This window comes from Bacteroides stercoris ATCC 43183 (genome assembly GCF_025147325.1).
Lineage (GTDB): Bacteria > Bacteroidota > Bacteroidia > Bacteroidales > Bacteroidaceae > Bacteroides > Bacteroides stercoris.
In genome coordinates, this window is record NZ_CP102262.1 from 240,866 (window position 1) to 266,874 (window position 26,009).

General features: G+C 41.1%; 20 protein-coding genes and 1 tRNA gene. 10 read left to right on the forward strand and 11 right to left on the reverse strand.

The genetic code is table 11. The features are described 5' to 3' along the window. Positions 1-493: 493 nt before the first annotated feature. Entirely contained in the window at positions 494-3,454 is a 2,961-nt protein-coding gene (locus NQ565_RS00865; protein WP_005653001.1) for a SusC/RagA family TonB-linked outer membrane protein, read from the forward strand. A 17-nt stretch (positions 3,455-3,471) separates the two neighbouring features. Continuing rightward, the gene (locus NQ565_RS00870) at positions 3,472-5,082 is read left to right on the forward strand and encodes a RagB/SusD family nutrient uptake outer membrane protein (RefSeq protein WP_005653004.1); all 1,611 of its coding nucleotides are present in this window, start codon (positions 3,472-3,474) and stop codon (positions 5,080-5,082) included. 109 nt (positions 5,083-5,191) lie between these two features. On the opposite strand, the gene NQ565_RS00875 is transcribed toward NQ565_RS00870, so the two are convergent. Then, entirely contained in the window at positions 5,192-6,319 is a 1,128-nt protein-coding gene (locus tag NQ565_RS00875) for an AAA family ATPase (protein WP_005653006.1), read from the reverse strand. A 441-nt stretch (positions 6,320-6,760) separates the two neighbouring features. Between NQ565_RS00875 and NQ565_RS00880 the strand changes: the two genes are divergently transcribed. The 4 genes from NQ565_RS00880 (at position 6,761) to NQ565_RS00895 (ending at position 16,045) form a co-directional block, all read left to right on the forward strand. Further along, the gene (locus tag NQ565_RS00880; RefSeq protein ID WP_259830502.1) at positions 6,761-9,700 is read left to right on the forward strand and encodes a SusC/RagA family TonB-linked outer membrane protein; all 2,940 of its coding nucleotides are present in this window, start codon (positions 6,761-6,763) and stop codon (positions 9,698-9,700) included. A 24-nt stretch (positions 9,701-9,724) separates the two neighbouring features. Then, positions 9,725-11,203, forward strand: coding sequence for a SusD/RagB family nutrient-binding outer membrane lipoprotein (locus NQ565_RS00885; RefSeq protein ID WP_016661965.1), 1,479 nt, complete (start codon positions 9,725-9,727; stop codon positions 11,201-11,203). Between the two features lie 468 nt (positions 11,204-11,671). Continuing rightward, positions 11,672-14,491 (forward strand): SusC/RagA family TonB-linked outer membrane protein, encoded by a 2,820-nt coding sequence (locus NQ565_RS00890; RefSeq protein WP_016661966.1) that lies wholly within the window; start codon positions 11,672-11,674, stop codon positions 14,489-14,491. Between the two features lie 27 nt (positions 14,492-14,518). Next, complete coding sequence (locus NQ565_RS00895; RefSeq protein ID WP_016661967.1) at positions 14,519-16,045, forward strand: RagB/SusD family nutrient uptake outer membrane protein; 1,527 nt, start codon at positions 14,519-14,521, stop codon at positions 16,043-16,045. Positions 16,046-16,235: 190 nt separating this feature from the next. Here NQ565_RS00895 and NQ565_RS00900 read toward each other — a convergent pair whose 3' ends face one another. The 5 genes from NQ565_RS00900 to NQ565_RS00920 form a co-directional block, all read right to left on the reverse strand. Continuing rightward, positions 16,236-16,883 (reverse strand): MarC family protein, encoded by a 648-nt coding sequence (locus NQ565_RS00900; RefSeq protein WP_005652986.1) that lies wholly within the window; start codon positions 16,881-16,883, stop codon positions 16,236-16,238. A 56-nt stretch (positions 16,884-16,939) separates the two neighbouring features. Continuing rightward, the gene (locus NQ565_RS00905) at positions 16,940-17,632 is read right to left on the reverse strand and encodes a YjjG family noncanonical pyrimidine nucleotidase (protein WP_005652985.1); all 693 of its coding nucleotides are present in this window, start codon (positions 17,630-17,632) and stop codon (positions 16,940-16,942) included. 89 nt (positions 17,633-17,721) lie between these two features. Continuing rightward, positions 17,722-18,600 carry a Cbp1 family collagen-binding glycoprotein adhesin gene (locus tag NQ565_RS00910; RefSeq protein WP_005652981.1) on the reverse strand — a complete coding sequence of 293 codons (879 nt, stop codon included), beginning with the start codon at positions 18,598-18,600 and terminating at the stop codon, positions 17,722-17,724. Between the two features lie 34 nt (positions 18,601-18,634). Next, positions 18,635-19,309, reverse strand: coding sequence for a 16S rRNA (cytidine(1402)-2'-O)-methyltransferase (gene rsmI / locus NQ565_RS00915; RefSeq protein ID WP_005652979.1), 675 nt, complete (start codon positions 19,307-19,309; stop codon positions 18,635-18,637). 13 nt (positions 19,310-19,322) lie between these two features. Beyond that, the gene (locus tag NQ565_RS00920) at positions 19,323-19,871 is read right to left on the reverse strand and encodes a hypothetical protein (RefSeq protein WP_005652977.1); all 549 of its coding nucleotides are present in this window, start codon (positions 19,869-19,871) and stop codon (positions 19,323-19,325) included. Between the two features lie 109 nt (positions 19,872-19,980). On the opposite strand from NQ565_RS00920, the gene NQ565_RS00925 reads away from it, so the two are divergent. From NQ565_RS00925 to NQ565_RS00935, 3 genes are all read left to right on the forward strand, one after another. After that, the gene (locus NQ565_RS00925; protein WP_005652974.1) at positions 19,981-20,586 is read left to right on the forward strand and encodes a thymidine kinase; all 606 of its coding nucleotides are present in this window, start codon (positions 19,981-19,983) and stop codon (positions 20,584-20,586) included. A 20-nt stretch (positions 20,587-20,606) separates the two neighbouring features. Beyond that, positions 20,607-21,731, forward strand: a complete 1,125-nt coding sequence (locus NQ565_RS00930) for an AI-2E family transporter (protein WP_005652972.1) — start codon at positions 20,607-20,609, stop codon at positions 21,729-21,731. 86 nt (positions 21,732-21,817) lie between these two features. After that, positions 21,818-21,890: transfer RNA gene (locus NQ565_RS00935), tRNA-Lys, on the forward strand. A 158-nt stretch (positions 21,891-22,048) separates the two neighbouring features. On the opposite strand, the gene NQ565_RS00940 is transcribed toward NQ565_RS00935, so the two are convergent. Continuing rightward, entirely contained in the window at positions 22,049-23,053 is a 1,005-nt protein-coding gene (locus NQ565_RS00940) for an ISAon1 family transposase (RefSeq protein WP_040315496.1), read from the reverse strand. A gap of 10 nt (positions 23,054-23,063) precedes the next feature. Continuing rightward, positions 23,064-23,414 (reverse strand): ISAon1 family transposase N-terminal region protein, encoded by a 351-nt coding sequence (locus tag NQ565_RS00945; RefSeq protein ID WP_005652161.1) that lies wholly within the window; start codon positions 23,412-23,414, stop codon positions 23,064-23,066. 180 nt (positions 23,415-23,594) lie between these two features. Between NQ565_RS00945 and NQ565_RS00950 the strand changes: the two genes are divergently transcribed. Then, positions 23,595-24,815 carry a site-specific integrase gene (locus tag NQ565_RS00950; protein ID WP_005652969.1) on the forward strand — a complete coding sequence of 407 codons (1,221 nt, stop codon included), beginning with the start codon at positions 23,595-23,597 and terminating at the stop codon, positions 24,813-24,815. A gap of 94 nt (positions 24,816-24,909) precedes the next feature. Here NQ565_RS00950 and NQ565_RS00955 read toward each other — a convergent pair whose 3' ends face one another. The 3 genes from NQ565_RS00955 to NQ565_RS00965 are packed head-to-tail and all read right to left on the reverse strand — an operon-like array spanning position 24,910 to position 25,851. Then, the gene (locus NQ565_RS00955; RefSeq protein WP_005652967.1) at positions 24,910-25,203 is read right to left on the reverse strand and encodes a helix-turn-helix domain-containing protein; all 294 of its coding nucleotides are present in this window, start codon (positions 25,201-25,203) and stop codon (positions 24,910-24,912) included. 53 nt (positions 25,204-25,256) lie between these two features. Beyond that, positions 25,257-25,550, reverse strand: a complete 294-nt coding sequence (locus NQ565_RS00960; protein WP_005652964.1) for a DUF3876 domain-containing protein — start codon at positions 25,548-25,550, stop codon at positions 25,257-25,259. Continuing rightward, positions 25,537-25,851: a helix-turn-helix domain-containing protein gene (locus NQ565_RS00965; protein WP_040315575.1), complete on the reverse strand. Its 315-nt coding sequence runs from the start codon at positions 25,849-25,851 to the stop codon at positions 25,537-25,539. Before NQ565_RS00965 ends, NQ565_RS00960 begins: the two co-directional genes overlap by 14 nt. Positions 25,852-26,009 lie beyond the last annotated feature (158 nt).

Below are 26,009 nucleotides of genomic sequence, written 5' to 3' on the forward strand. Positions count from 1 at the left end.
CACCGATAACCAATAAATTATTCCATGCAATCAGGTGTAAATACACATAGGGGTTAGCCCATTTTTAAAGCAATGTGTGGCGTGATAGATAGTTGTAAATAATTTTATCTATCACACCTGTTTTGCACGGATTAATATGCTTGAAATCAGAAGTATATCCCCTATAGTATGATAGCATAACAGATGATTTTCATTTTAAACTTGATAGAGAGGCCGAGTTCAAGTTATAAACGGAAGACTTAAGCTACCAATACTTTTTTGCTTACAAAATGTTATTTCAAAAAGCAATAAGTATATTTATGATATGATTATTATCCAACAGTCGTCCATACAAAGCGCTAATAATCAACAGTTATTATAGATTATAGGTAGCACTTTGGTAATATAATTCGATTATTAGATACGGCCAGAATGATATGTGTAAATACTTTTGCTCTGAATGGTAACTTAACTGTTACTTATAAAACTCTTATTTTTAGTAACTTATATCTTTATGAGTTCTGCGAAAACTTTGCAAATTTCATACATCGGTATGCAGACTCAGGAAGTGGCTATCAAACCAAACCTAAAAGTAATATTAAAGTCTGATACGGAGCTGCTTGATGAAGTAACCGTAGTAGCTTATGGCACTAAACGTAAGCAGGATCTAGTAGGCTCCATCAGTAGTGTGAAAAATGAAATTATCAGCAATTCGCAGGCTGCATCCGTTTCAAACGCACTCGAAGGAGCTGTAGCCGGCTTACAGGTAGTAAGTTCTTCCGGACAGCCGGGACAGGATGCCGATATCGTCCTGCGCGGTATAGGTTCTATTTCAGCTAGCAATAATGCGTTGATTGTGGTAGATGGCGTGCCTTTCAACGGTAAGTTGTCGGATATCAACCCTACAGATATTGCTTCGGTGAACGTATCGAAAGATGCTGTTTCCAACTCCTTGTATGGTTCTCGTGCAGCCGGAGGTGTAGTTATGATTACGACCAAGACCGGACGTAAGGACAAAGTATCCATTAACTTTGACGGTAGTTGGGGGGTGGCACAGCGTGCGTATAAGGATTATGACATGGCTACCGATCCCGGAGAGTTCTATCGCCTGACTTGGTACGGTATTCGTAATACCTATTGGGCAGCCGGAAACTCCATTGAAGATTCTAATTTGGCAGCCAGTCAGGATTTGCTAGGCGAACTGGGTAATTACAATGCTTACATTATTCCGCAAGGAGAATATCTGGTGACACCTGATGGTAAACTTAACCCCAATGCGCGTTTGCGTTATGATGACACTTTTGCTGATGCCTTGTTCGACAACGCTTTCCGTCAGGAATATAATGTGTCTGCATCAGGCGGTAACGACCGTACGGATTTCTATGTATCTATGGGATATTTGGACAATGACTCTTATGTATTAGGTTCTTCTTATGAACGTTTTACAGCTCGCGCCAATGTTAACTCCCAACTGAAGTCTTGGTTGAAAGTAGGTACCAATGTAGGGTATTCCAAAGCTACTCAAAACGGTGTACAGGAAAATGCCGGAACTGCTTCTAATCCTTTCGCTGTGGCACGCTCCTGGGCTCCTATCTTCCCGGTTCATGCCTATGACACAGAAGGTAACATGAAATATTATGAAGACGGACGTCCCATGTATGATGCCGGAAACGGTGAAACAGACGGTACATCCAAACGCCCTACTGCAACTAATCAAAATGTGATAGCCAACATGAGAGAGGACATCCGTGAAAGCGTGTATAATAACCTGACTTCACGTTCATATATAGAAATCTCATTCTTGAAGAATTTCAAGTTTACGGCAAATTACAGTTATGATTTTACGAATGACAGCGAAACACTCTATTACACGCCAACTATCGGTGACGGACAGTCGTTCGGTGGTCGAGGTACACAGGCAAGTATCAACACAACAACTACCAACTTCAACCAAATTTTGGCCTACAGCAATGTATTCGGCGATTACCACCACTTATCGGCTAAGGTCGGTCATGAATACTATAAGTATGAATACGACTATTTTGACGGACAGAAAACAAACTTTTTTAATCCGAGCAATCCGGAACTGAACAATGGTGGACAGATGCAATACATCAATAGCTACAAGGTGAACCACAACATCGAAGGCTATTTCGGTATGGCAGACTATGATTACAATAACAAATATTATATCTCAGCAGCTTTCCGCCGCGACGGTACTTCCCGCTTCCTGGACCGTTGGGGTAATTTCTGGTCGGTAGGGGCCGCTTGGCGTATTTCCAATGAAGCATTCATGGACGGAACGGACGCTTGGTTAAATGACCTGAAAATACGTGCTTCATATGGTACCCAGGGTAATGAAAATATACTTTCGGATGAAGGTTACGCCTATGTATACACACCTTACCAAGACCAATATACGGTTACTTGGAATGGTGCTGAATTAGGCTATTCACCGGAATTTTACGGTAATCCGGATTTGACATGGGAAAAGCAGAAAACTTTTGACGTGGGTGTAGACTTCCGCTTGTTCGACCGGGTATATGGTTCATTTGAATACTTCTATCGCCGTACAGATGATATGCTTTTCAAGCGTCCCGTAGCTTTCTCTACAGCCGGACGTCCATATAACTGGGAAAACCTGGGTGCGATGAAAAACACCGGTATAGAGTTCGATGTAAATGTAGATATTTTCAATCAGCCTGACTTGAAGTGGACGGTATCGCTTGTGGGTTCCCACTACAAAAACCGCATCTTGACGCTGCCCGAAGAAAATCGCAAAGATGGTATTACCAGTGGTCCATTCAACCTGCGTGAAGGCAAGAGCCGCTTTGAATACTATACTTATATGTATGCCGGTATGGATGAAAAAGGAAATGCCATGTGGTACATGGACGAAACAAATGATAAAGGAGAAGTAATAGGCCGCACTACCACTACTACTTACGCCGAGGCAACCCGCTATTTCATCGGCAAATCTGCATTGCCTGATTTTAATGGCGGTTTCAGTACTACTTTCTCTTACAAAGGTATTGATCTTTCTATAGCAACGGCTTTCCAGATTGGAGGCTATGCTTATGATTATTCCTATTTGGATGGTATGAGCTCCTCATTCTATGTAGGTCATAACAAGGATATGTGGAAGACGTTCAATCCGGAGACAGGTACAGGCTCACTCCCTATCTGGAATGCGGACAATGCTTCTAACTCTTTCACTCAGCAGTCAGACCTCAATCTGATAAAGGCCAGCTACTTCAGTATCCGTAACATTACTTTGGGTTACACATTACCAAAAAACCTGATGCAGAAATTCGGTATTGAAAAGTTGCGCATTTATGCTACAGCAGACAATCTTGCCTTGTGGTCCAAACGTCAAGGATTTGACCCCCGTGTGGCAATGGCAGGCGCTGACGATAAATATGGAGGCTATTCTCCGATGCGTGTGATTTCAGGAGGTATCAACCTTACATTCTAACTAAAAAAGTTTTGTATATGAAGATAATAAAATATATGATGCAGGTACTCGTTGTCGGCAGCCTGCTTACATCTTGTGTTGAAGATGCCGATGTTACCGCTTATTTGACCGAAGACCAACTGAGCAATGTGGCTCAGGACGACCCTGATAAAACTTTTTCGGCCGCTGTGGCAGGTATGTATTCTGATATGCAAAAGTATTATGATACCGATATGCAACATAATTATTTCGGTCAAAAGAGCTTTGATTACCTGACATCGTTGATGGGTAACGACATGATTATGACCGGACGTTTCGGTATGAGTCTCTATCATTATTTGTTGGATTATTGGCAACAGAACTATACTCCGACCAACAATCGCTGGAAAGAATACTATCGTGTCATAGCCAATGCCAATAATATTCTCAAACTGATTGACCCCAGCAGTGAAGATCCTGCCAATTTGAAATATCGTGCCATCGCTCTCGGCTTCCGTGGCTATGCCTACTTGCAACTAACCTATCTGTACCAGCACTCTTATTATACCGGTGCAGACGGAACGAAATGGGGACGTGGAGAGAAATATGACTTCTCGCAATCTCCGTGCGTGCCACTTATTACAGAAAAAACGGAAGGCGACCAGCCACGTGCTACTGTAGCCCAGATATATGAGCAAATCATGAGCGACCTTACTACCGCCTTCAGCTTCTTCAAACAGTTGGATATGGTACACACCTCCTCACCTACGGATATGGATGGTTGCGTAGTAGCTATGCACTTGGCCCGTGCAAATATGGTTATCCATGAATGGGATAAAGCGATAGAATATGCGCAAGTAGTGATAGACAACATCCCTATGTTAACGAATGAAAATCAGATACTGCAAGGGTTCAGTAACATCAGCCTGCCGGATGTGGTATTCGGCTGCGACATTACTGCAGATAATAGTACGATTTATGCATCTTACTTCTCGCAGATGGATGCTTACAGTGAAGGCTATGCTGGTATCGGTGTATGGCGTGCCGCCTTTAAGCCGTTTGTAGACCGCATCGCGGATAATGATATTCGTCTGCAATGGTTCTGCTGCGACCGTTCTACAGGTGTGGATACTGAAGATAAAGACGGTAAGCCTATCCGTGTGACATTGTTGCGTGATACTGAGACGCCAGCTTCCGTAGAATATCAGGCTGTGAAATTCATCGGCACAGGTCGTGAAAATATCCAGGCAGGTACATTCAGCGGTTGGGAATTGGGAGACTATATCTATATGCGTTCGGAAGAAGCTTATCTGATAAAGATAGAAGCTTTGGCACACAAGAATTCTCCGGATGCTGTAACCGAACTGGAAAACTTCATGAAGACCCGTCAACCCGATTATGATTACACCTTTACGAACAAAGCCGACTTGATAGAGGAAATCATTTATCAAAAACGTGTAGAGTTCTGGGGAGAAGGCTTGGAATATATTGACAATCGTCGTTTGAATATTCCTGTAGACCGTACAGATGAAACCTGGGGTGCAGAAAACAACAATCACTTCTCTGCTGCCAAGTTCCGTTATAATCAGGAAGAACGTCCGTTCCTTTATCAGTTGCCTATCTCGGAAATAGAGAATAATTCTCAGATTTCTCCGAGTGACCAGAATTGATAGAGGTAAAGAATATGTTATACGATAAAATCGGTAAAGGCAAACTGCTTTTACCGATTTTTCTATTATTGCATCACTAGAAAAGGTCTGTCAACAATAGTATTCCTTTTTAACTGATCCGTTTCCTTAACCAAATATCGAAGAACTTGTCATACACGCTATACACTCCCAATTCATTAGTTACAAAATCTTTATCTAAAAGTCCTCTTATGGCTCCTTGCACAGAACTCGCTGTTAGCTTATAAGTTTTTAAAAATTTAGAGGAAGTGATTTCCTGAGCCTTTCCTTCCTTACAAATAGCAATGAGGACTTCTTTTTGTTTAGGTGGGAGTTGAAACAGAAGTGAAGAATAGGTAAAATTCAGTTGTGACAAAATATTTTCAATGGCAAAATTCACTTTATCAACAGTACACTCCTCACCTTCAGCAGTCATTGCATAAAGCGAGTTTGCCATAAACTGAATGTACCAGGTTATTCCTTCAAAACGTTTATAAACTTCTTGAATTGTTTCTACTGCAATTTTTTTCTTATTCTCCGCAAAGTGTCTTTTTATGAATTCCGTATAAATATCTGCATTAATAGGAGACAGTTCCATAATGGCCGTACTTTGGTAAAACGGACGTGACGGACTAGTAAATATCTCTCCCATCATATGACGTTGCGAACCGTCATAGATAAATTTTGCATTGGAACAATGTTGGATATGTGTCCGTAATATGGCTTCAACATCCCCTTCCGGATATTTGGCTATGACTTGAAACTCATCAATGGAAATCAGGCAAGGCTTATCCGCTTCTTCCAAATAACGGAATATTTCATCAAGCGTTATAGCGGGAGTCTTTATATCACCCATTTCCAAATTCCAACTGGGATTACCACTGAAATCAAAAGAGATACTGGTGCGAAGAGAGGATAAACATTTGAGAAACAGCTCCCATGCTTTTCTTCCACGCGGCTTCAAACCATTCAGAATACCTTTACCAAGTTCAAATACAAACTCCTGAAAATTCTTTGTTGCATATATATCGATTAAAAATGTGTGATATACTTTCCTTATTTGTTGCTGATGAAAACAATGCTCTATCAGCCCGGTTTTTCCTAAACGGCGAGGGGATATCAAAGCTACATTATTCCCGTTGGTTATATAACGTGTCAATGTAGTTGTTTCGGTTATACGGTCGCAAAAGTACTTTGCTGAAATATAGCCACTGGTTATGAAAGGGTTTATTTTTGTCATAGGTTACATGTTTTACACAAAAAAAATTATAATCTTATTATAATTGCTTGTTTATGATGTTTTTTTGTAATAGGATTATGTTTTATTTTGACATAAATCTTTGTTTGCGACTTTCATCATAGTGTATTTCTTTATGGTCAACCACGACTACTCACATTACTTTTTATTTTACAAAAATAGTTCAACAAAAAACTAAAGTATATTTCGATAGTTTCAATATAGACTACATCGTTATGTGTATATTATTGATAATCATTGTTTTATTGTAAAATATGGTAACATATGAGTAACTTGATAGTTTTGTAAATACATGGTAGAGCATATTCTATTGAGGTTTTTAATTAAATGCAATGATTTTGTATCTACTTATAAAATGTTTATTTATAGAAGTTTACGCATTGATACAGTTCTGCGAAAACTTTGCAGATTTCATTCGTTGGCATGCAAACGCAGGATGTGGCTATCAGACCAAATGTAAGAGTGATACTCAAATCAGATGCCGAACAATTGGATGAAGTAGTAGTAACTGCCATGGGTATCAAACGTGATCGCAAAGCATTAGGCTATGCGGCACAGGATTTGAATTCAGAACAACTGAATAAAGCAGGAACAACCTCGCTTGCCAGCGCTATACAAGGTAAGCTGACGGGTGTAGATATTCGTCAGTCATCGGGTGCACCGGGTGCTTCTTCTCAGATTGTAATTCGTGGTGCTCGCTCGTTTGATGGCAACAACCAGCCGTTATATGTAATTGATGGTATGCCTGTGAATGCAACTGCGGATTTTGATACCGGTAAATCTGTAACGGGTGCTAACTACGCCGATCGTAGCATAGACATTAATCCTGAAGATATAGAGTCTGTGAATATACTGAAAGGTCAGGCAGCATCCGCATTGTATGGTATCCGTGCATCCAACGGTGTGATTGTCATTACGACCAAACGCGGTTCCAAAAACAATATGAACAAACCAAGCGTAACGATTTCAACGAACCTGAGTGCACAACGGGTTTCACGCAAATTCGAACGTCAAAATATATATTCGCAGGGCAACAGCATTGCAGCAGGATATGATCCGTCTTCTTCCATGACTTGGGGACCAAAAATCAGCGAATTGGCAAATGACCCCAAATATGGTGGAAACATGAATAATCAATACACTGCGGCAGATGGTATGCGCGAAGGACAATATTACAATCCCAAACGCGCACAAGCCGGTTTGGATGGTTGGACTACGCCACAGATTTATGATAATGTGGGCGATTTTTTAGGCACAGGATTCACTGAAAACACAAACGTGAATCTATCACAAAGCATCAACGGAATAAACTATTCGTTCGGCGTGAACAATTCGCACCAGAATGGCATCATTCCTTCAACAGGCATGGACCGTTGGGGAGCGCGCGGATTGGTAGATTGGAAAATCAATCCACAGTGGAACACAGGATTCTCCATGAACTATTCATCTACTAAAATTACATCTGCACCGGGAGCCAACGATGGTATCATGAATGTGGTTTACTCTGCTCCGGCCGAATATGATTTGAAGGGTATTCCCAATCATGAACCGGGCAATCCGACAAACCAGATATTGTTCCGTTCCACCTCATTTACCAACCCTTATTGGTGGGCGGAACATAATGAATATCTCCAGCATACCAACCGTGCTTTTGGCAATACCTATTTGGAGTACCAACCGGATTTGGGCTTGGGAGAGAACTTCTCACTCAAGATTAGGGAACAGGCCGGTCTTGACATTTGGACTTCTGACTATGCCACTGTACGGGAAATGGGCAGTACGTCATCGCTGAAAGGTGGAGACATAGAGAATTACGGTTCTCAGCATAATGTATTCAATAATCTGTTCACCGTTAATTTTGACGGTAAATTCGGAAAAAGCGACGAATGGAGACTGAACGTAATATTAGGAAACGAGTTCAATCATGAGAGTATCCGTAACTGGGATTATTACGGCAGCAACTTCAACTTTCCTGGTTTTACCAACATTGGAAATGCTACTTCACTAACATCTAGTGAGTATAAGCGACAAGAACGTACAGTAGGCTTTTTCGGAAGTCTTTCAATGTCATGGCAAGATCAGGTGTATCTGACCGTAACCGGACGTAACGACTACGTATCAACCATGCCGCGCGGCAGTCGCAGTTTCTTCTATCCTTCAGTATCATTAGGCTGGGAGTTCACCAAATTACCTTTCTTACAGAACAATAAAATATTAAACTATGGTAAACTCCGCGCTTCGTTCGCACAAGTAGGTCAGGCCGGTAACTATTATGCCAATTATTATTATACTCCCACCTACGGGGGCGGTATGTACTCTTACTATCCGGTTACCTATCCTCTACCCAGCGGAGTATCTACTTTCACACCCTATTACCGCGTGTATGATGAAGAATTGAAACCGCAAAATACAACCAATTATGAAGTAGGTGCCGATTTACATTTTTTTGGCAGCCGTTTGAAAGTGGAATATACATACAGTTTGCAGAATGTAGAAGATCAGATATTTTATGTACCCGTAGATGGAGCGACCGGCTATCAGGAAATGTTGACCAATGCCGGAAAAATGCGCACGCATGCTCACGAACTTTCTATTAATGCTGCTATTCTGCAAGCCAAAGATTTCGACCTGAATTTGGGCATCAACTTTACCAAAGTAAACAACAAGGTTATAGAACTGGCTCCGGGTGTTGAATCCATTATGCTGGGCGGATTTGTAGAACCGCAAATTCGTGCACAGGCAGGATGTACTTATCCGAACATATATGGTTTGGGCTTCAAACGCGATGAAGCAGGCAATTTGCTGTTACTGAACGGTCTGCCTCAATCCTCGGGCAATAGCCAAGACTTAGGCAACTGCTCTCCGGACTTCACTACTGGTTTTACGCTGGGTGGCCGTTATAAACGTCTTTCACTCTCTACCACATGGAGCTGGCAACAAGGTGGAAAGATGTATCACGGAACAAACATGACTCTGAATTATTTTGGTGCTACCAAAGAGTCACTTCCTTATCACGAAGGAAGTATGGTTGCTGAAGGTATAGATGAAGCAACGGGACAGCCCAATACAGTTGAAGTATATAAAGCCGATTACTATCAGGCTTATTACAATATCACCGAATCTGGCGTATATGACACGAGCTTTGTCAAGTTGCGCGACCTAACTTTGACTTATCAACTGCCCAAACTCGGTATCTTCGACATTTCGATTTACGGCTTTGCCCGTAATGTGCTTGTTTGGGCCAATTTGCCCAACTTCGATCCGGAGTCTTCGCAAGGCAATAATAATATGAGCGGATACTTCGAACGGTTCTCAGTTCCCAACACATCTAGCTTCGGCGGTGGTCTTACTATTAATTTCTAAACATATAACATAAAGATTTTGATTATGAAAAAATACATATTCATGACTTTGACGGTAGCTCTTCTCGGACTGGCAGCATGTACGGAAGATGCATTTGACCGCATCAACAAGGACTATGAACATCCTTCACCGGAAGCCGTCCCGGCAGCACTCCAACTGACAGATGCCATTATGTCCACAGGCTTCAGTACCGTATCGGGTGACTTTGCTTTTTACCTTTCTTCGCTCAATGAGCAAGAGATAGGTATGGGTAACAACCAATTAATGTTTGCCGAAATGCGCAACTCAAGCGAATGGGCTGCTTCTACTACCTTTAACAATGTATGGAACTCTATCTATGGCAATTTACAGAATATACGCCAAATGCAGAGTAAAATAGAGAATGAAGTACCGGGTAATGTCGGACAGTTTGATATACTGGGTATGGCACAAGTATTGGAAGCTGTAAACTTCGGTGTCCTGACCGATATGTTCGGTGATATTCCTTATAGCGAAGCTGTGCAAGGGCAAGGTAATTTGCAACCTAAATTAGATGCACAGAAAGATGTTTATACTGGTATTTTGGCTACACTCGACAAGGCTATTGGTAATTTGGAAAAAGGCAAAAGTTTGACAAGTGCCGGTAATCAGGACATAGCCTACAAAGGGGTTGCATCTAAATGGCTCGCAGCTGCTCACGCTCTGAAAGCACGCTATCTGTTGCATAAACTGGCGGTAGAACCTAACGTACTTTCAGAAGTAGCAACAGCCGTACAAAAAGCTATAGACAACGGATTCGAAGGATTTACGGTTACAGGATTTAATGGTTCTACATGTGACAATCCATGGAGTGCCTATGTTTTCAGCCGCCAGTACACAGCACCTTCAAAAATAGTAGCAGACTTGATGGAAGCCACAGATGATCCTCGCTTGGATTATTATCTGAATGCTTTGGGAGAGTCTTATACTCCGGGAGATGAAACTATTGCCAAGACAGTAGATGATGCCAGAGTAATGAAATATCAGCCGGCATGGTATTTGTTCGGTTCACAGCCTATTCATATCATGAGTAAAGCCGAACTCTATTTCATTCAGGCAGAAGTTCAACTGCGTTCAAACATTGATGCCACCTCGGCGTATCAAAAAGCAGTAGAAGCTTCTGTTACGGAAATTCTGACTTGGTTTGGAGATGAATCCACTGTACCGACTGCTGCAACAATAGCAAAAAACTATGCCATGTCTTTGGGCGCACCGACACTCCAAAAACTTTTTGAACAGAAATATGTGGCGCAAGCATTGGACGAGCAAGTGGAAACTTACAACGATCTGCGTCGCTTGAAAGCAATGGGAGAAGAGTATGTAATACTGACTAACCCGAGAAACACCCAAAGCGGTATTAACCGCTATCCGGAACGCTTGCCCTATGGCAACAGCGCGGTCATCGGCAATCCGGATGTGAAAGAAGCCTACGGCGACGGTTCTTATATCTATTCTGAGAAGACGTGGATAAATGGAGGTAAATAAATTCCAGTAAATAAATCCCTTTGTTTTAGGTTGTTTTCACAAATTCAATCTAAAATGGAGGGATTTTTCCGTATTAAAACTCATCTCCAAACATTGTTCTTTCTTTAGGAATAAAGCATTTATAAATATTTACAAAAGAACAATAGTTAATACAAGATATACTATAGTATTCCATAACAATGTATTCGTTTAAGTTCAATATATAATTGATTAAATTATATCAACAAAAAGATAAAGAAAAAAACAGAAAGTAAATTTTCAATATGATAATAAAACTGTATTATTGTTATAAATATCTGAATATCAACGATATATATTAACTTCAAGTAGATAATGGGTATACCTCCAAATCCCGTACCTCTCTTATATTAGCTTTTAAAGAAGACTATACTAATTATAATCAGTTCTATTAAAGATATAATATATTAATAATCAGATATTTGCTTTTTATGCAGTTCTGCGAAAACTTTGCAGATTTCATACATCGGTATGCAGACTCAGGAAGTGGCTATCAAACCGAACTTAAAAGTGGTATTGAAACCTGATACTGAGGTGCTTGATGAAGTTGTAGTAACCGGATATGGTACCTTCAAAAAGTCCTCATTTACAGGTTCTGCATCAAATGTGACTACCGAAAAGTTACAGGATTTACCTTCTATCAGCGTGCAAGATCGTTTGGCTGGTTCTGTTGCCGGTGTTCAAATCACTTCTACTTCCGGTCAGCCCGGCTCCGTTGCCTCCGTGCGTATTCGCGGTATGGGGTCTATCAATGCCAGCAATGAACCATTATATGTCATTGACGGAGTGCCCATGCTGAACGGAAACGTCAGCGAATTCACTTACGCAGATTCCGGTAACAGTCTAATGGCTACACTGAATAGCAATGACATAGAGTCCATGACGGTGATCAAAGATGCTGCGGCTGCCTCATTGTATGGTTCGCGTGCCGCTAATGGTGTTATTGTCATAACAACCAAAAAAGGCTCTGCTGGCAAAACCAAGATAGGGGTAAGAGCAGACTGGGGTATGTCTAATATGGCAATCGATTATCGACCGATTCTCGATGGTAAGCAAAGACGTGAAATCCTGCACTTGGGATTTGAGAATTATGCCAAATATACCCTTGGTTATGATGCAGAACAAGCAGCAGCTTTGGCCAATAAAAACATCGATGAATATGCAGCAGAACCCTGGTCAGGATATACAGACTGGAAAGATGTCTTATTCCGTAACGGTAGCCACCAGAATTATGAAATAAATGCACAAGGCGGTAATGAAAAAACGAGGTTTTATACTTCTTTTGCTTATACAAAGCAAGAAGGTATTACAAATGTATCAGGCTATGAGCGTTTCACCGGTCGCGCCAATGTTACACACCAAACCGACAAAGTGTTATTGGAAGCCAACGCCATGTATACCAATTCAACCCAAAACGTAAATAATGAAGGGACCAGCTTTGCAAGCCCTATCATGTGCTATGCAATGACTGCCTCTCCCTCTACATATCCATATAATGAAGACGGTTCATTCAGCAGTAACTTCCCTGCACTGAATGGTGCCAACCCTATACAAACTGAAACATATAATTACAACAGGGCTACCATAAACCGCTTCCTCGGTTCAATGGCCGCTACCTGGACTATTTGGGATAATCTGAAATTGAAAGAAGCCATCAGCTATGACTTCAACCAAAACAATGAACGTATATGGTGGGATCCTCGCAGCAACGACGGTCGTTCATCAAACGGTGTTTATCAGCGCGTTATGGGCAACAGAGGGCAGTTAAATACACAAACACAATTATCTTACAACAAATCCTTCGGATTACACAATCTGGATGCTTTGGTAGGCTTTGAAACCGAAGATTATAAATATGATTATTTATATGCCAACGGAAACCAATACCCTTCTTACCTGCCGGAAATAGAAAATGCAGGCGATAGCCGTGCTTCAAGCCATGTAGAACGATACAGAATGACTTCTTTCCTGGGACGTATCAATTATGACTACAATAACAAGTATTATTTTAGTGCAAGTTATCGCCGGGATGGTAGTTCCCGCTTGTCAAGAGAAAGCCGTTGGGGAGATTTCTGGTCTATATCCGGTTCTTGGAGACTGAGTGAAGAAGCTTTCATGCAGGATATCAAGCATGTGCTGACCGATGCCAAATTACGTGTATCTTACGGTGTGAACGGTACACAACCCACAGATTTGTACGGCTATTTGGGCGTATATGAATTTGGTTATAACTATGCAGGAAATGGCGGTTCGGCTGAAGCTCGTTTTGACAATCCCAATATGAAATGGGAAAAGAATTACGCAACCAACGTAGGTTTGGACGTTACGCTGTGGAACAGATTGTCGATTACTGCAGAATGGTATAACCGAGACACTAAGGATTTGTTAATGAGCAAGAATATTTCAGCCGTGCCGGGTGTAATCAATAGTAGCGGTGGAGCCACTATGCTGATGAATGTCGGCTCTATGAGAAACCGCGGTGTTGAATTTGAAATTAAATCCACCAATATCCAAAACAAAGACTGGTATTGGAGCACATCCTTGAACTTCGGACACAACAAAAACACCTTGTTAAAACTGGACGGCGAACAGAACGAAATGATTGACGGCATAGCCATTCATCGTATCGGAGAGGCTTATCAATCATTCTATGCTTACGAATACGCAGGTGTTGATCCGGAAACCGGATCGGAAATGTTCTACATTAACGGAGAAGATGGAAGTCGTGAAACCACCATACATTCAAATGAGGCCAATAAGGTGATTATCGGTTCGCCCGACCCGAAACTGACCGGTGGTCTGACTAACTTTGTAAGTTGGAAATTCATAGATTTAAACTTTACTCTGACTTACTCTTTGGGCGGTCATGCATACGATGCTGCAACGTGGTTACAGTCTAATGGCGGTACTTACAACTATGTAGGTAATGTTCCGGCATACTATAAGATTGAAGATACTTGGAAGCAACCGGGCGACAACGCTAAATTGCCCCTATTTGCCTATGGCAATAAAAATACGGTTTCTTCACGTTGGATGATGCCTACCGATCACTTACGTTTGAAAAATCTGACCATAGGTTTCACTCTTCCAAGCAACTTGTCCAAAAAGGCCGGAATAAGCAAATTAAGAGCTTACATTTCGGGTAATAATCTGCTTACCTGGAAATCCAAAGACTTGTATGTAGATCCAGAAACCCCTGTTGACGGACTGTGTTACTTCGAGACACCTGCATTAAGAACAATTACATTTGGTATCGAACTTGGTTTCTAATTAAAATCTTTATTTAGCATATACATTATGAAGAAAATATATAATATCCTAGCATTAGCAGCAGTCACGACAGGGCTTTCGTCCTGTGTGAATAACTGGCTGGACCAAACTCCTTCCAACGGAACGCCAACAAGTTCCGCCATTACCAATTACAATGATGCCCGCACAGCAATGTATGGTATGTATGATGGCCTGCAAGGCAATTCCACTTACACCCAGTACTATGCAGCTCGCATGTTCTACTATGGAGATGTCCGGGGGGACGACATGCAGGCACGCACTCAAGGTATGCGCACCTCTTCTTGCTATGAAATGCGCTATACCGCAGATGATGCCCCAAACATGTGGAATATACAGTACAATGTGATAAGACGCGCCAATCGCTTGATTGAGGCTGTAGATAACAAGACAATTACCGATGCGGAAAATTTTCAGGCTGAATTGGCAAATATCTACAATCAGGCCAAAGTAATACGCGCCTTAGTACATTTTGATTTGGTAAAAGTGTACGGCATGCCCTATACATACGATGAAGGTGCTTCGCTTGGAGTACCTTTCGTTGACAAACCACTGGATCGTGATGCACAACCCGGACGTGACAAGGTAGCCGATGTTTATGCCAAAGTTGTTGCAGACCTGAATAATGCCATCGACTCAGAAGCACTGACCGTATCCAAAAAAGCAGGTGAAAAACAAGGCTATATCGATTTATGGGCAGCTAAAGCTTTGCTGTGCCGAGTGTATCTATACATGAACAAAAATCAGGAAGCCTTCGATTTAGCAAAAGAAATCATCAATGACTCTCCTTATGAATTATGGACTCCCGAACAATACGCTGAGGCATGGGACAAGCAAGATCCGAACCATACAAAAGAAATGATTTTTGAATTGATAAACAATGGTTCTGATGACTGGGCCGACCGTGAAGGCATAGGCTACTTGCTGAATGAACAAGGATATGCCGATGCTATCTGTACAAAATCATTTGTTGATATGCTGCAAACCGATCCTGCAGATGTCCGTAACGAAGTTGTGCTACCAGCAATGTACGACAAAGACTTGAAGAAAACCTATGGGGAAAATCCAATTTTCATCAATAAGTTCCCGCTGGGGGCACTGGGAGATATGCGCCTTGCCAACTTGCCGATTTTACGTCTGTCCGAAGTTTACCTGAACGCAGCCGAAGCTGCTGCCAAACTGGGCGGAGCAGCCAAAGCAGAAGGTATAAAATATCTGAACGATTTATTGGACAAACGCACCAAAACTCCAACAGCCAAAGTATCCGATGCTATTGCTGATGCCGAATTCCTGAGCAAAGTTTTGATTGAACGCCGTAAGGAACTGGTTGGCGAAGGGCAACGCTTTTTCGATGCCATGCGCAATAACGAAACGATTGTACGCTATAGCAGTGAAGAAAACCAAGGCTGGCACTACTCATTACTTAAAGAATCACAAAGTTTCGACCGTACGTATACAAAAGCATTGTTGCCTATTCCTGTAAGTGAAACCAATGCCAACCCGACTTTGAAAGCACAGCAGAATCCGGGTTATTAAACAAAGCCTAACCAGTACCGGTTTGTCATAATAGCAGAAAAGACAAACCGGTAGTTAAGCTTTCTGATGATAAAACATAAAGCATGATATGATATTTCATGCTAGCTATAAAAAAAGTTGCAAACGGAAGACTGTTTTCCTGTTTGCAACCTTTTTTTCATTACTGCCAAATTCCGGCTCTCTTATTTAATTACATCAAGCAACCTTCCTTTACAATATCTGTCAATATCGGCTTCACTCCGCTAACGAAACATTCTACGGCAATCACCATCAAGATGAGCCCCATAAGGCGCATCATCACATTATTACCGGTTTCCCCTAATAAATTGACCAAACGGGTGGAAGCCTTCAATATCAAGAATGTAAGAAAATAAATAAGGGCAATAGTGCCTATAAGCACCCCTTTCATCTCAAAGGAATGTGCATCTTGCATCAGTACGATTGCATTGGCAATAGCGCCCGGACCACATAACATCGGAATACCTAAAGGAGTAATCGAAATATCATCCGCATAGGTCTTGATTTCTTCATCTTTCAATTTCATCGGTGTATAGCGTGCCTGCAGCATATCAAAACCAATCTTGAAAATGATAACGCCACCCGCTATTCGGAAACCGTTTGTCGAAATACCGAAAAACTTGAAGAGGAATTGCCCGGCAAAGACAAAGACCATCAATGTGATAAACGAGACTAATGTTGCGCGCTTTACGATAGAACAACGTTCTTTATCGGTCATACCCTGAGTCATAGTCAGAAAAACCGGCATTGTGCCCAACGGATTAGTCAACGTAAAGAAGGATGTGAAACACAACAATGCAAAAGGAATGAGAGTTTCCATAATAGTATTTTTAGATGTTCATCATTGGAAACAAAAGTACAACTAATCTGTCAATGTCACAAAAAATTAAATAAATCTTTCAAATCAGTAATCTGATAGGTAGGAGCAAAAGGCAAGTCGGTACGACCGGACAAGTTGTAAAACACCTGGTGCATGCCTACTCCCGCCGCTCCGACTATATCATTTTCCCAACTATCTCCGATCATCAGCGAATTATTCAACTCGGACTGGGTTGTCGAAAGAGCAAAATGAAAAATCTCAGGCCAAGGCTTCAGGATTCCGATATCATCGGAAAGAACCACTTTTTTGAAATATTCATCAATGCCCGACGAACGCATTTTATGACTTTGGAGTTCTTTAAATCCATTTGAAAGAATGTACAAATTGTATTTTCCCGAAAGATATTCCAGCACTTCACGCGCATGTGGCATCAATTTGCTTTTGGTAGGAATCATTGTAAGAGCATCTCTTTCGTAAGCCTTTGCCAAAGTGGAGTCACCTGCTCCTACAGCCTCCAAAGGATAAAGATAACGTTGACGGTTTAACTCTTCTTTCGTGACTTTACCATCTGCATACTCTGCCCATAAATCCAGATTGCGACGCTGATAAAGTAAATAATAATGCTCGAACGAATCGAAATAGCGATCGTATCCATACTTCCAGTACATTTCTTCATAGGTATCACGAGCATTGAGAGAGAACGCCCAAAGCGTATCGTCCAAATCAAAAAAAAGATTTTTATAAAGCATAAAAAAGAATACTAAAAAGGCTGTTTCAAAAGCAGGCCTACAAACGAAACGCACTTTTGAAACAGCCCTATCAATTATCAATCAAGTAACTATTTCACTTGAATTACCAGATACTTGGAAACGCTCCAGAATTCTTTCGGATTGGTAATCTTCAATGTCAACTGATCTTTATCATCTTTTTCCAAGGTATAAGAACCGGTAGGATGGGTAGTCAGAATATCGGCATCTTTGGAATACAGTTTGATTTCTTTGGTAGTACGAATATCAACCTGGGTAAAATAATCCTTATTGACATCACCATCTTTCAAGACCGAACCTTTTTTAAATAATCCGGAACCGCTCAGAATTTTTTGGTCTTTCAGTTCTTTCTTCGTTCCGAATACAAACCATGCAGTATTAAGCGCTTTATCCTGTTCTGCCACTGTCTTGGCTTTTGCCTCATTCTCAGCAGTCAATTCACTCTTGACAGCATTCAAATCCGTAACGGCGGCATCCAATTCCTGGATACGGATATTCTTAGAAGCCAGTTCGGCCTGTAACTCTTCGATACGCTGGGTTTTCGCATTCAGTTCCTGTGTCAAAGACTCAACGGCTCTTTTTAACTGAGAAGAGTTGGTCTTACTGTTTTTCAACATAGATTGCAGCTTGGCAATCTGCTCTTTGTTCTCTTCCATTTGCTTACGGATGAATTCAATATCAGAGGCTATCTGCTGTTTAGCATTCAGAGAACCCTCTGCAACTGCACCACGCTGCAAGTCTACACGGCTTTCTGCCGCATTGATTTGACGAAATCCTTCCGAAATATCATTGAAAGTGCCCATCATTTCATCCAGTTCAGCATTACGCTGAGTCAGTTCCATTAAAAGAGAATCATTCTCAGCTTTCAACTGATCTTTGCTACCACCTGAAAAGCTGTCACATGAAGCCATAACGGCTGTACATACAATCAAAACTGCTAACTTTTTCATACGCTTTTGTTTTACGTTTTGTTAATGAAGTTATTTAATCGTCTATTCCTGCTACTACAATCACTATCTCACCACGCGGTTCGTTGGCTGTGAAATGTTCTATCAATTCGGTAAGAGTACCACGTACCGTCTCCTCATGTATCTTGGATATTTCACGGGAAACGGACGCCTGCCGTTCCGAACCGAAATATTCTGCAAACTGCGTCAGTGCTTTTACCAAACGGTGGGGAGATTCATAGAAAACCATTGTCCGGCATTCTTCCGCCAAACCTTTCAGACGTGTCATCCTACCTTTCTTCTGAGGAAGAAAACCCTCAAAGCAGAACTTCTCGTTGGGCAATCCGGAAGCCACCAATGCCGGAACAAAAGCAGTAGCCCCCGGCAGGCACTGTACTTCGATACCGTTGCGGACACACTCGCGAACCACCAGAAAACCCGGATCGGAAATACCTGGAGTACCGGCATCTGAAATCAACGCCACAGTCTCACCACCCTTTATTCTATTTACAACACTTTCTACTGTTTTATGTTCATTAAATTTATGGTGAGACTGCATCGCATTCTTTATCTCAAAATGCTTCAGCAATATTCCGGAAGTACGCGTGTCTTCTGCCAGCACCAAATCCGCTTCCTTCAATATGCGGATAGCGCGAAAAGTCATATCTTCCAAATTTCCTACTGGCGTAGGCACTACATAAAGTTTTCCCATATCCGCTACTTTTTTAACTGAAATACTTCTTGAGAAGTTCTATAAAATCAGCAGCTGCCTCATTTTCCTCATCCGGTTGTACAGTTGACATAAATACAGACATAGCCTCATCCAAAGAGGAAGCCCCACCGCAAAGGCGCACCACCTCATTCATACGTGTCGCATCTCCGGCAAACAATTCACGGGTAAAACGAAACGAATCATTCAGACTGATAGCATGTTGTAAGTCCGTAGCCGGCTTAATACGTTCGGCAAGAATCTGAGGAGCAGGTACTGCAATATCCGAAACGTGAGTTGCCTCAACCGGAACATCAGCAACCGGTTCGGAAATCACTTCCGATTCAGTTGTTTTCTCCACAATGTCAGAAGCAACATGTTCTGCCGGAGTTATCACAAAAGTGTCATCCAACAGTTTGGTCAGCGCATCCAACCGCTCCTGCATCTGATGAATATTCCTTTTGGCAACTATTCTCAACACAGGATTTGTATCAGTGAGCATCGACTGTATCAAACATTTCAATTCCTGAACATCCAGTTCTATATCATTCAATAATGCTTGCATATCCTTTTCCTGTCCGTATTAATGGCACAAATGTAGAAATAAATAATGAAAAAATATCCGGAAGCGAACAAAATCATTACTTTTGCGACTGAATATAACACTCAAAGATATGGTATTATTTTCGGAAGACCACATACAAGAAACCAAACGTAGAGGAAGAATTGAAGTTATATGCGGATCCATGTTCTCCGGCAAGACAGAGGAACTGATACGCCGTTTGAAACGTGCCAAATTTGCCAAGCAACGTGTAGAAATATATAAGCCGGCAATAGACACGCGTTACTCAGAAGCAGATGTCGTATCGCATGACAGCAACATCATATCCTCTACACCGATAGACTCATCGGCAAGCATACTGCTATTCACCTCCGAAATAGATGTAGTAGGCATCGACGAAGCGCAATTCTTTGACGAAGGTCTGATTGATGTATGCAACCAGCTTGCCAACAATGGTATACGTGTAATAGTAGCCGGATTGGATATGGATTTCCGCGGTAATCCTTTCGGCCCCATGCCGGGGCTGTGCGCCATTGCAGATGAAGTTTCCAAGGTGCATGCCATTTGTGTAAAATGCGGACAGCTTGCTTCATTCTCTCATCGTACTGTAAAAAATGACAAACAAGTTCTGTTGGGTGAAACAGCCGAATACGAACCCTTGTGCCGAGAGTGTTATTTACGGGCGATAAAGGAAGACCAGCAAACAGCAAGCGATTAATAAATTTAATACAGGATTCTATGGAACGTAAAAAGATTACATTCGACAGTTTTATCCGCGGTGTCATTTTAGGAGTTATCATTATCGGCATATTAATGCTTTTGAAGCGTTTAAGCAGCGTTCTATTACCTTTCTTTATCGCTTGGCTTATTGCCTATCTGGTATATCCTTTGGTCACATTTTTCCAATACAAGCTAAAATTAAGAAATAGGATTGTTTCCATATTCTGCGCATTACTCACACTTCTGATTGTGGGTGCCGGAGCTTTTTATCTGTTAGTGCCCCCTATGATACAAGAATGCGGCAGAGTACAGACTTTATTGGTCCAATACTTTTCGCACGGAACATATAATAGTAATGTGCCCACCTCTCTTTCCGATTTTTTACGAGATAATATCGATGTTAAATTTATAACCGAACTATTCAATAAAGAGAACCTGTTGGATGCGCTCAAAGAAGCAGTTCCCCGCCTATGGTCTTTATTATCGGACTCCGTTGACTTATTATTCAGCGTATTCACCATATTCATTATCTTACTATACGTTATCTTCATTTTATTAGACTACGAAAGCATCGCAGAAGGTTGGACGCATCTCGTGCCTATGAAATACCGTTCTTTCGTGGTAGGCATACTCAATGACGTAAAAGTAGGTATGAACAGATACTTCCGCGGACAGGCATTCGTAGCCTTATGTGTCGGCATTTTATTCAGCATAGGCTTTCTTATCATAGACTTCCCATTAGCCATAGGTCTCGGTTTGTTCATCGGGGCATTGAATATGGTGCCTTATCTTCAAATCATCGGTTTGGTTCCTACTATCATACTAGCAATCCTGAAAGCCTCCGACACAGGCGATAATTTTTGGATAATCATCGCCTCAGCCATGGCAGTATTCATTGTAGTGCAAACTATCCAAGACGGATTCATCGTGCCACGTGTTATGGGGAAAATTACCGGACTAAATCCTGCTATCATTCTATTATCACTTTCCATATGGGGTTCATTAATGGGAATGTTGGGAATGATTATCGCACTACCGCTCACAACGCTGATGCTCTCCTACTATCAACGTTTCATTATCAACAGAGAAAATATTCATAAGACAGAATCAGCTGATAATCAAGCAAAAGAAATAAACAACTAAAATAATGCAAACTTTTTTTCGTTATAAGTCTTGCATATTAAATATAAAATCCATATCTTTGCACCCGCTTAACAGCAATAAGGATTGATTCGCTAGCTCAGCAGGTAGAGCACAACACTTTTAATGTTGGGGTCTTGGGTTCGAGCCCCAAGCGGATCACTTGAAAATCAAGCAGTTATCTAAAAAGATAGCTGCTTGATTTCTTATATAGACTTGCTAAATTATATGCTTAAATAGGGTCAAGCATATTATCGGTGGATAAATCGTGGGACTAAAATTTAGGGGTCAGCGGATTTCCCCGGTTGGCAAGCTTTCTTTTAAGCGTATAGCCTAGCCAGTCTGAACATGAAGAATTTCAGATCAGCCACCCCTCTTAACTGGCTTCGAAAAGCTTTGATTTTAGCATTGAACGACTCCGCTGAAGCATTTGTCAATCGTTCTTCAAAATAATTTATGATGGTCGTACTATGGTTTGAAAACGTATCAAGTACCTTGTTGAACTCCATATAGTCAAACTTTTCCACTTCATTGTACCATCTTGCGAGATTTAGCCTTGCTTCATCGAGACCTGACTTCTTGTTGAAGATGTCTGTCAGTTTCATGCTAAGGCTGTATCCTTCCAGAAGCTTGGGGAATTTATCAAAGAGAATGGCAGCCCTGGTCTTTTGCTGTTCATTCCATTTGCTCCAGTGTTTCAGTATAATGTGCTTGCTTCTGCTTACTATCTGTGACAGGGTTTCTCCGTTCTCCATTCTTTCAGGTTCCCATTTCCCTATTCTTTCCCTTTCCGCCTTACTCTTTGTTTCTTTCTTCTTTTGGCGATGCTCCCTGATAGCCTGATTTTCCGCATCAAGTACTTTCCACCGATAGCGTATTCTTAACTGGTCAACAGCTTCAGACATGAGCTGCTGTACATGAAAACGGTCATTGATCAGCTTTGCGGCAGGAAACACCTTTCTGACTGTCAGCATCATGGCTGAAGATAAATCTGTAGTGACAGTCTTGACAGACAGCCGTTTCCGGTGCGGAAGCCTGCGCAAGATTCCGCTTACCGCATCTGTGGCCACTCCACGAACTATTGCAACTAAAGCACCCTTACGACCTTTAGCTGCTTTATTGGTCAGAATCGTATAAACATCTCCATTGCTCAGGCAAGTTTCATCCAAAGAAAGCTTTTCTCCAATATTTTCAGGATAAAGGAGATAGTCATGCGCATGTTCGAGCTGATCCCAGTTCCGGTAATCACTGATTTTCTCCTTGTATTGTTTACGAAGAGTCTGCCCTTTTACGCCATAACGTTCCGCAAGCACACTGATGCTCACAGGAGTAGATTCAATCTCCTTCTTTTAAAAAAGAGACGAACTCAGAATTGAGCCGTGTACCGTCAAATTCGGATAAATCCCAGTCATAACTGAAGATTTCATTGGAAGATTTGTCAAGCCATTTACGTTTACGAACATGGAGATAAGTGGCGCGACCACGAATAGGATAGTCTTGGATTGTACGATACTCACCAAAACCATAGGATATGATATCCGGATTGATCTTATCTTCTTTTAGTTGAACTTTTTTTTCATCAAGATAAATATCAAAACGGTCAGCACTCTTGTCGAAATTGACAATATCAAAGTTGTCTATAAGCACATCCGGAAGGATGGCACGAAGGAGTTGTGCGGGTTTCATAAAACAAAGGTAAGCAAAGATAGCTAATTTTAAAACTTACCAACCAGATATTTCCGCTGAGCCAAATTTAGTTCAAAAAAGTCCCACTAATTTGCACCTTTCTCGCTGATTCATAACCTTTTGCATAGACTTACTTTGGAAGAGAATACATAGTTTTGTAACTTTAAAAACGATGTAAAAATGGCTCGAAAATCATTTTCTGTATTGTTCTTCATCAAGAAAGGCAAATTATTAAAGAACGGAGAAGCACCTATGTGTATGAGAATCACCGTAAACGGCTGTATGGTAGATATTTCTATCAAAAGAAGCTGTCCCGTAAACCTATGGAATCAGGCAAAAGAAAATTCAAAAGGCAAAGACCGCATGTCGGTGGAACTTAACCACTACTTAGAAATCACCCGTTCCCACGTACACCAAATTTATAGAGAACTGGAAACTTCCGGCAAGGTTATCACTGTTGATCTTGTGAGAAAGTTGTTTTATGGTGTGGATGAAGATAACAAAACGCTATTGCAGGTATTCAAGGAGCATAACGAACAAAGCCGTAAGCTGATCGGCAAAGACTTCGTTAGTAAGACCGTTCAACGGTATGAAACCACTACCCGATATTTAGAGGAATTTATTAAGAAAGAATATCAGCTATCGGATATTGCTCTGAACAACTTGGAAGCCAACTTCATTTCTAAGTTCGATGCTTTCTTGAAGATTGAAAAAGGTTGTGCGCAGAACTCTGCTATCACCCGACTAAAGAACTTGAAGAAGATTATCCGCATTGCTCTGGAAAACGACTGGATAAAGAAAGATCCGTTTGCTTACTACCGCTTCAAACTGGAAGAAACTGATCCTGAGTTCCTGACGATGGACAAGATTAAGATCATTATTACCAAAGAATTCACGATTAAACGAGTAGAACAGGTACGGGACGTTTTTGTTTTTTGCATTTTTACCGGTTTGGCGTTCAGCGATGTGAAAGATTTATCACCCGAACACTTGGTAAAAGACAACAAAGGGGAACTTTGGATAAGGAAGAACCGCCAAAAGACCAAAATTATGTGTAACATTCCTGTGCTACCTATGGCAGCTTCTATACTTGAAAAGTATAAAAATGTGGCAGAATGTACCGGAAAACTTTTACCTGTATTGTGTAATCAACGCATGAACAGTTATTTGAAGGAGATTGCCGATGTGTGCGGAATTCATAAAAATCTTAGCACACATACCGCCCGTCATAGCTATGCTACAAGCATTTGCCTTGCAAATGGCGTAAGTATGGAGAATGTTGCTAAGATGTTAGGTCATGCAGATACAAGCGTAACAAAACACTATGCAAGGGTATTGGATCAAAATATTTTCAAGGATATGCAAAAAGTAAATAGCTGTTTATCAGAATTAACTATATAATAAAGGTAATAGGCAATATAGAAAAAGGATTGGGAAGAATGAATTTCATTTCCTCAATCCTTTTCTTTTATAGTAAGTTTTGGGGCTTGGCAGGTTACTCTTTCCAACTTTCAAAATAGTGCCTTTGGAGCAGTTTATCAATATCACTCTGACGGTAGATGATTTTACCTTTTATCTGGATAAAGGGGATTAGACCTGTATCTCTCCACTCTTGTAGGGTTCGCAAACTGACATTCAGTTTCTTGGAAACTTCATTATTAGAAAGAAAGCGTTCCCCATTCAGGTGGGGCTTGTAATGCTTGACTATAGATTCAATACCGTTCAGCATCGAATCAAGCGAAGAAATAAACTCTTTAACTTGCGGGGTATCTTTATTTATTAGTTCCATGATTGAAAGATTGTTTTATTGAAATATTGATTTCAAGATAGCTAGATAGCTGGCTAGTTACGCAGATAATCACCCAGCGATGAAATGCTAAGTATATCTTTTACCGAATCATAATCTATATAGAGCCGTTTGGATGCAGTGACAATAAAATACCGGCTACCATCTTGCTGTATCTCATACGTAGCGGGCAAAGCCTGTTTTGTGGTTTCCGATACATATATAATAGATAAGAGATACTCTTTATCATTCCGGTAGATGATAACCGTAGGATTCAGATTAACGCTTTCCCATGTGCCGACAATGGAAAACAGGTTGAAGGACGGGTAATCTTCTTTAGTTCTTATCATAAGGCATGATTTGTTTAGGTGATTGATTTTGTGTTTCACTGTCCGCAATAATTCTTTCAATATCGGAAGACTTATAATAAATCTTGCTACCGATTTGAGAATAAGCCAGTCGTCCACTACTTCGGTAATATTGCAGCGTTCGTTTACTAAAACCTAACAACAGGCATACTTCCTGACTATCCAGCCAGTTTTCGACATTCTGCGTATGAGTGCTGCACAAACCTTCTATTCGTTTGGCAAACTCAGTGAACCGTTCGCAGACATACGAAAAGGTTCTCTTTTCAATGGTTACTACTTCCATACTTTTAATTTTAAATGGTTTATAAAACGTGTTGATTCTATTTTCATCAGCAAATGAAAGAAGAATCAAGAGCCGTTTTCAATACTGTCTGGAAGTGGTAGGATGTTGTTCTTATTGGCACTATATATGAGATACAAGACATTACGGCATGATTTTTA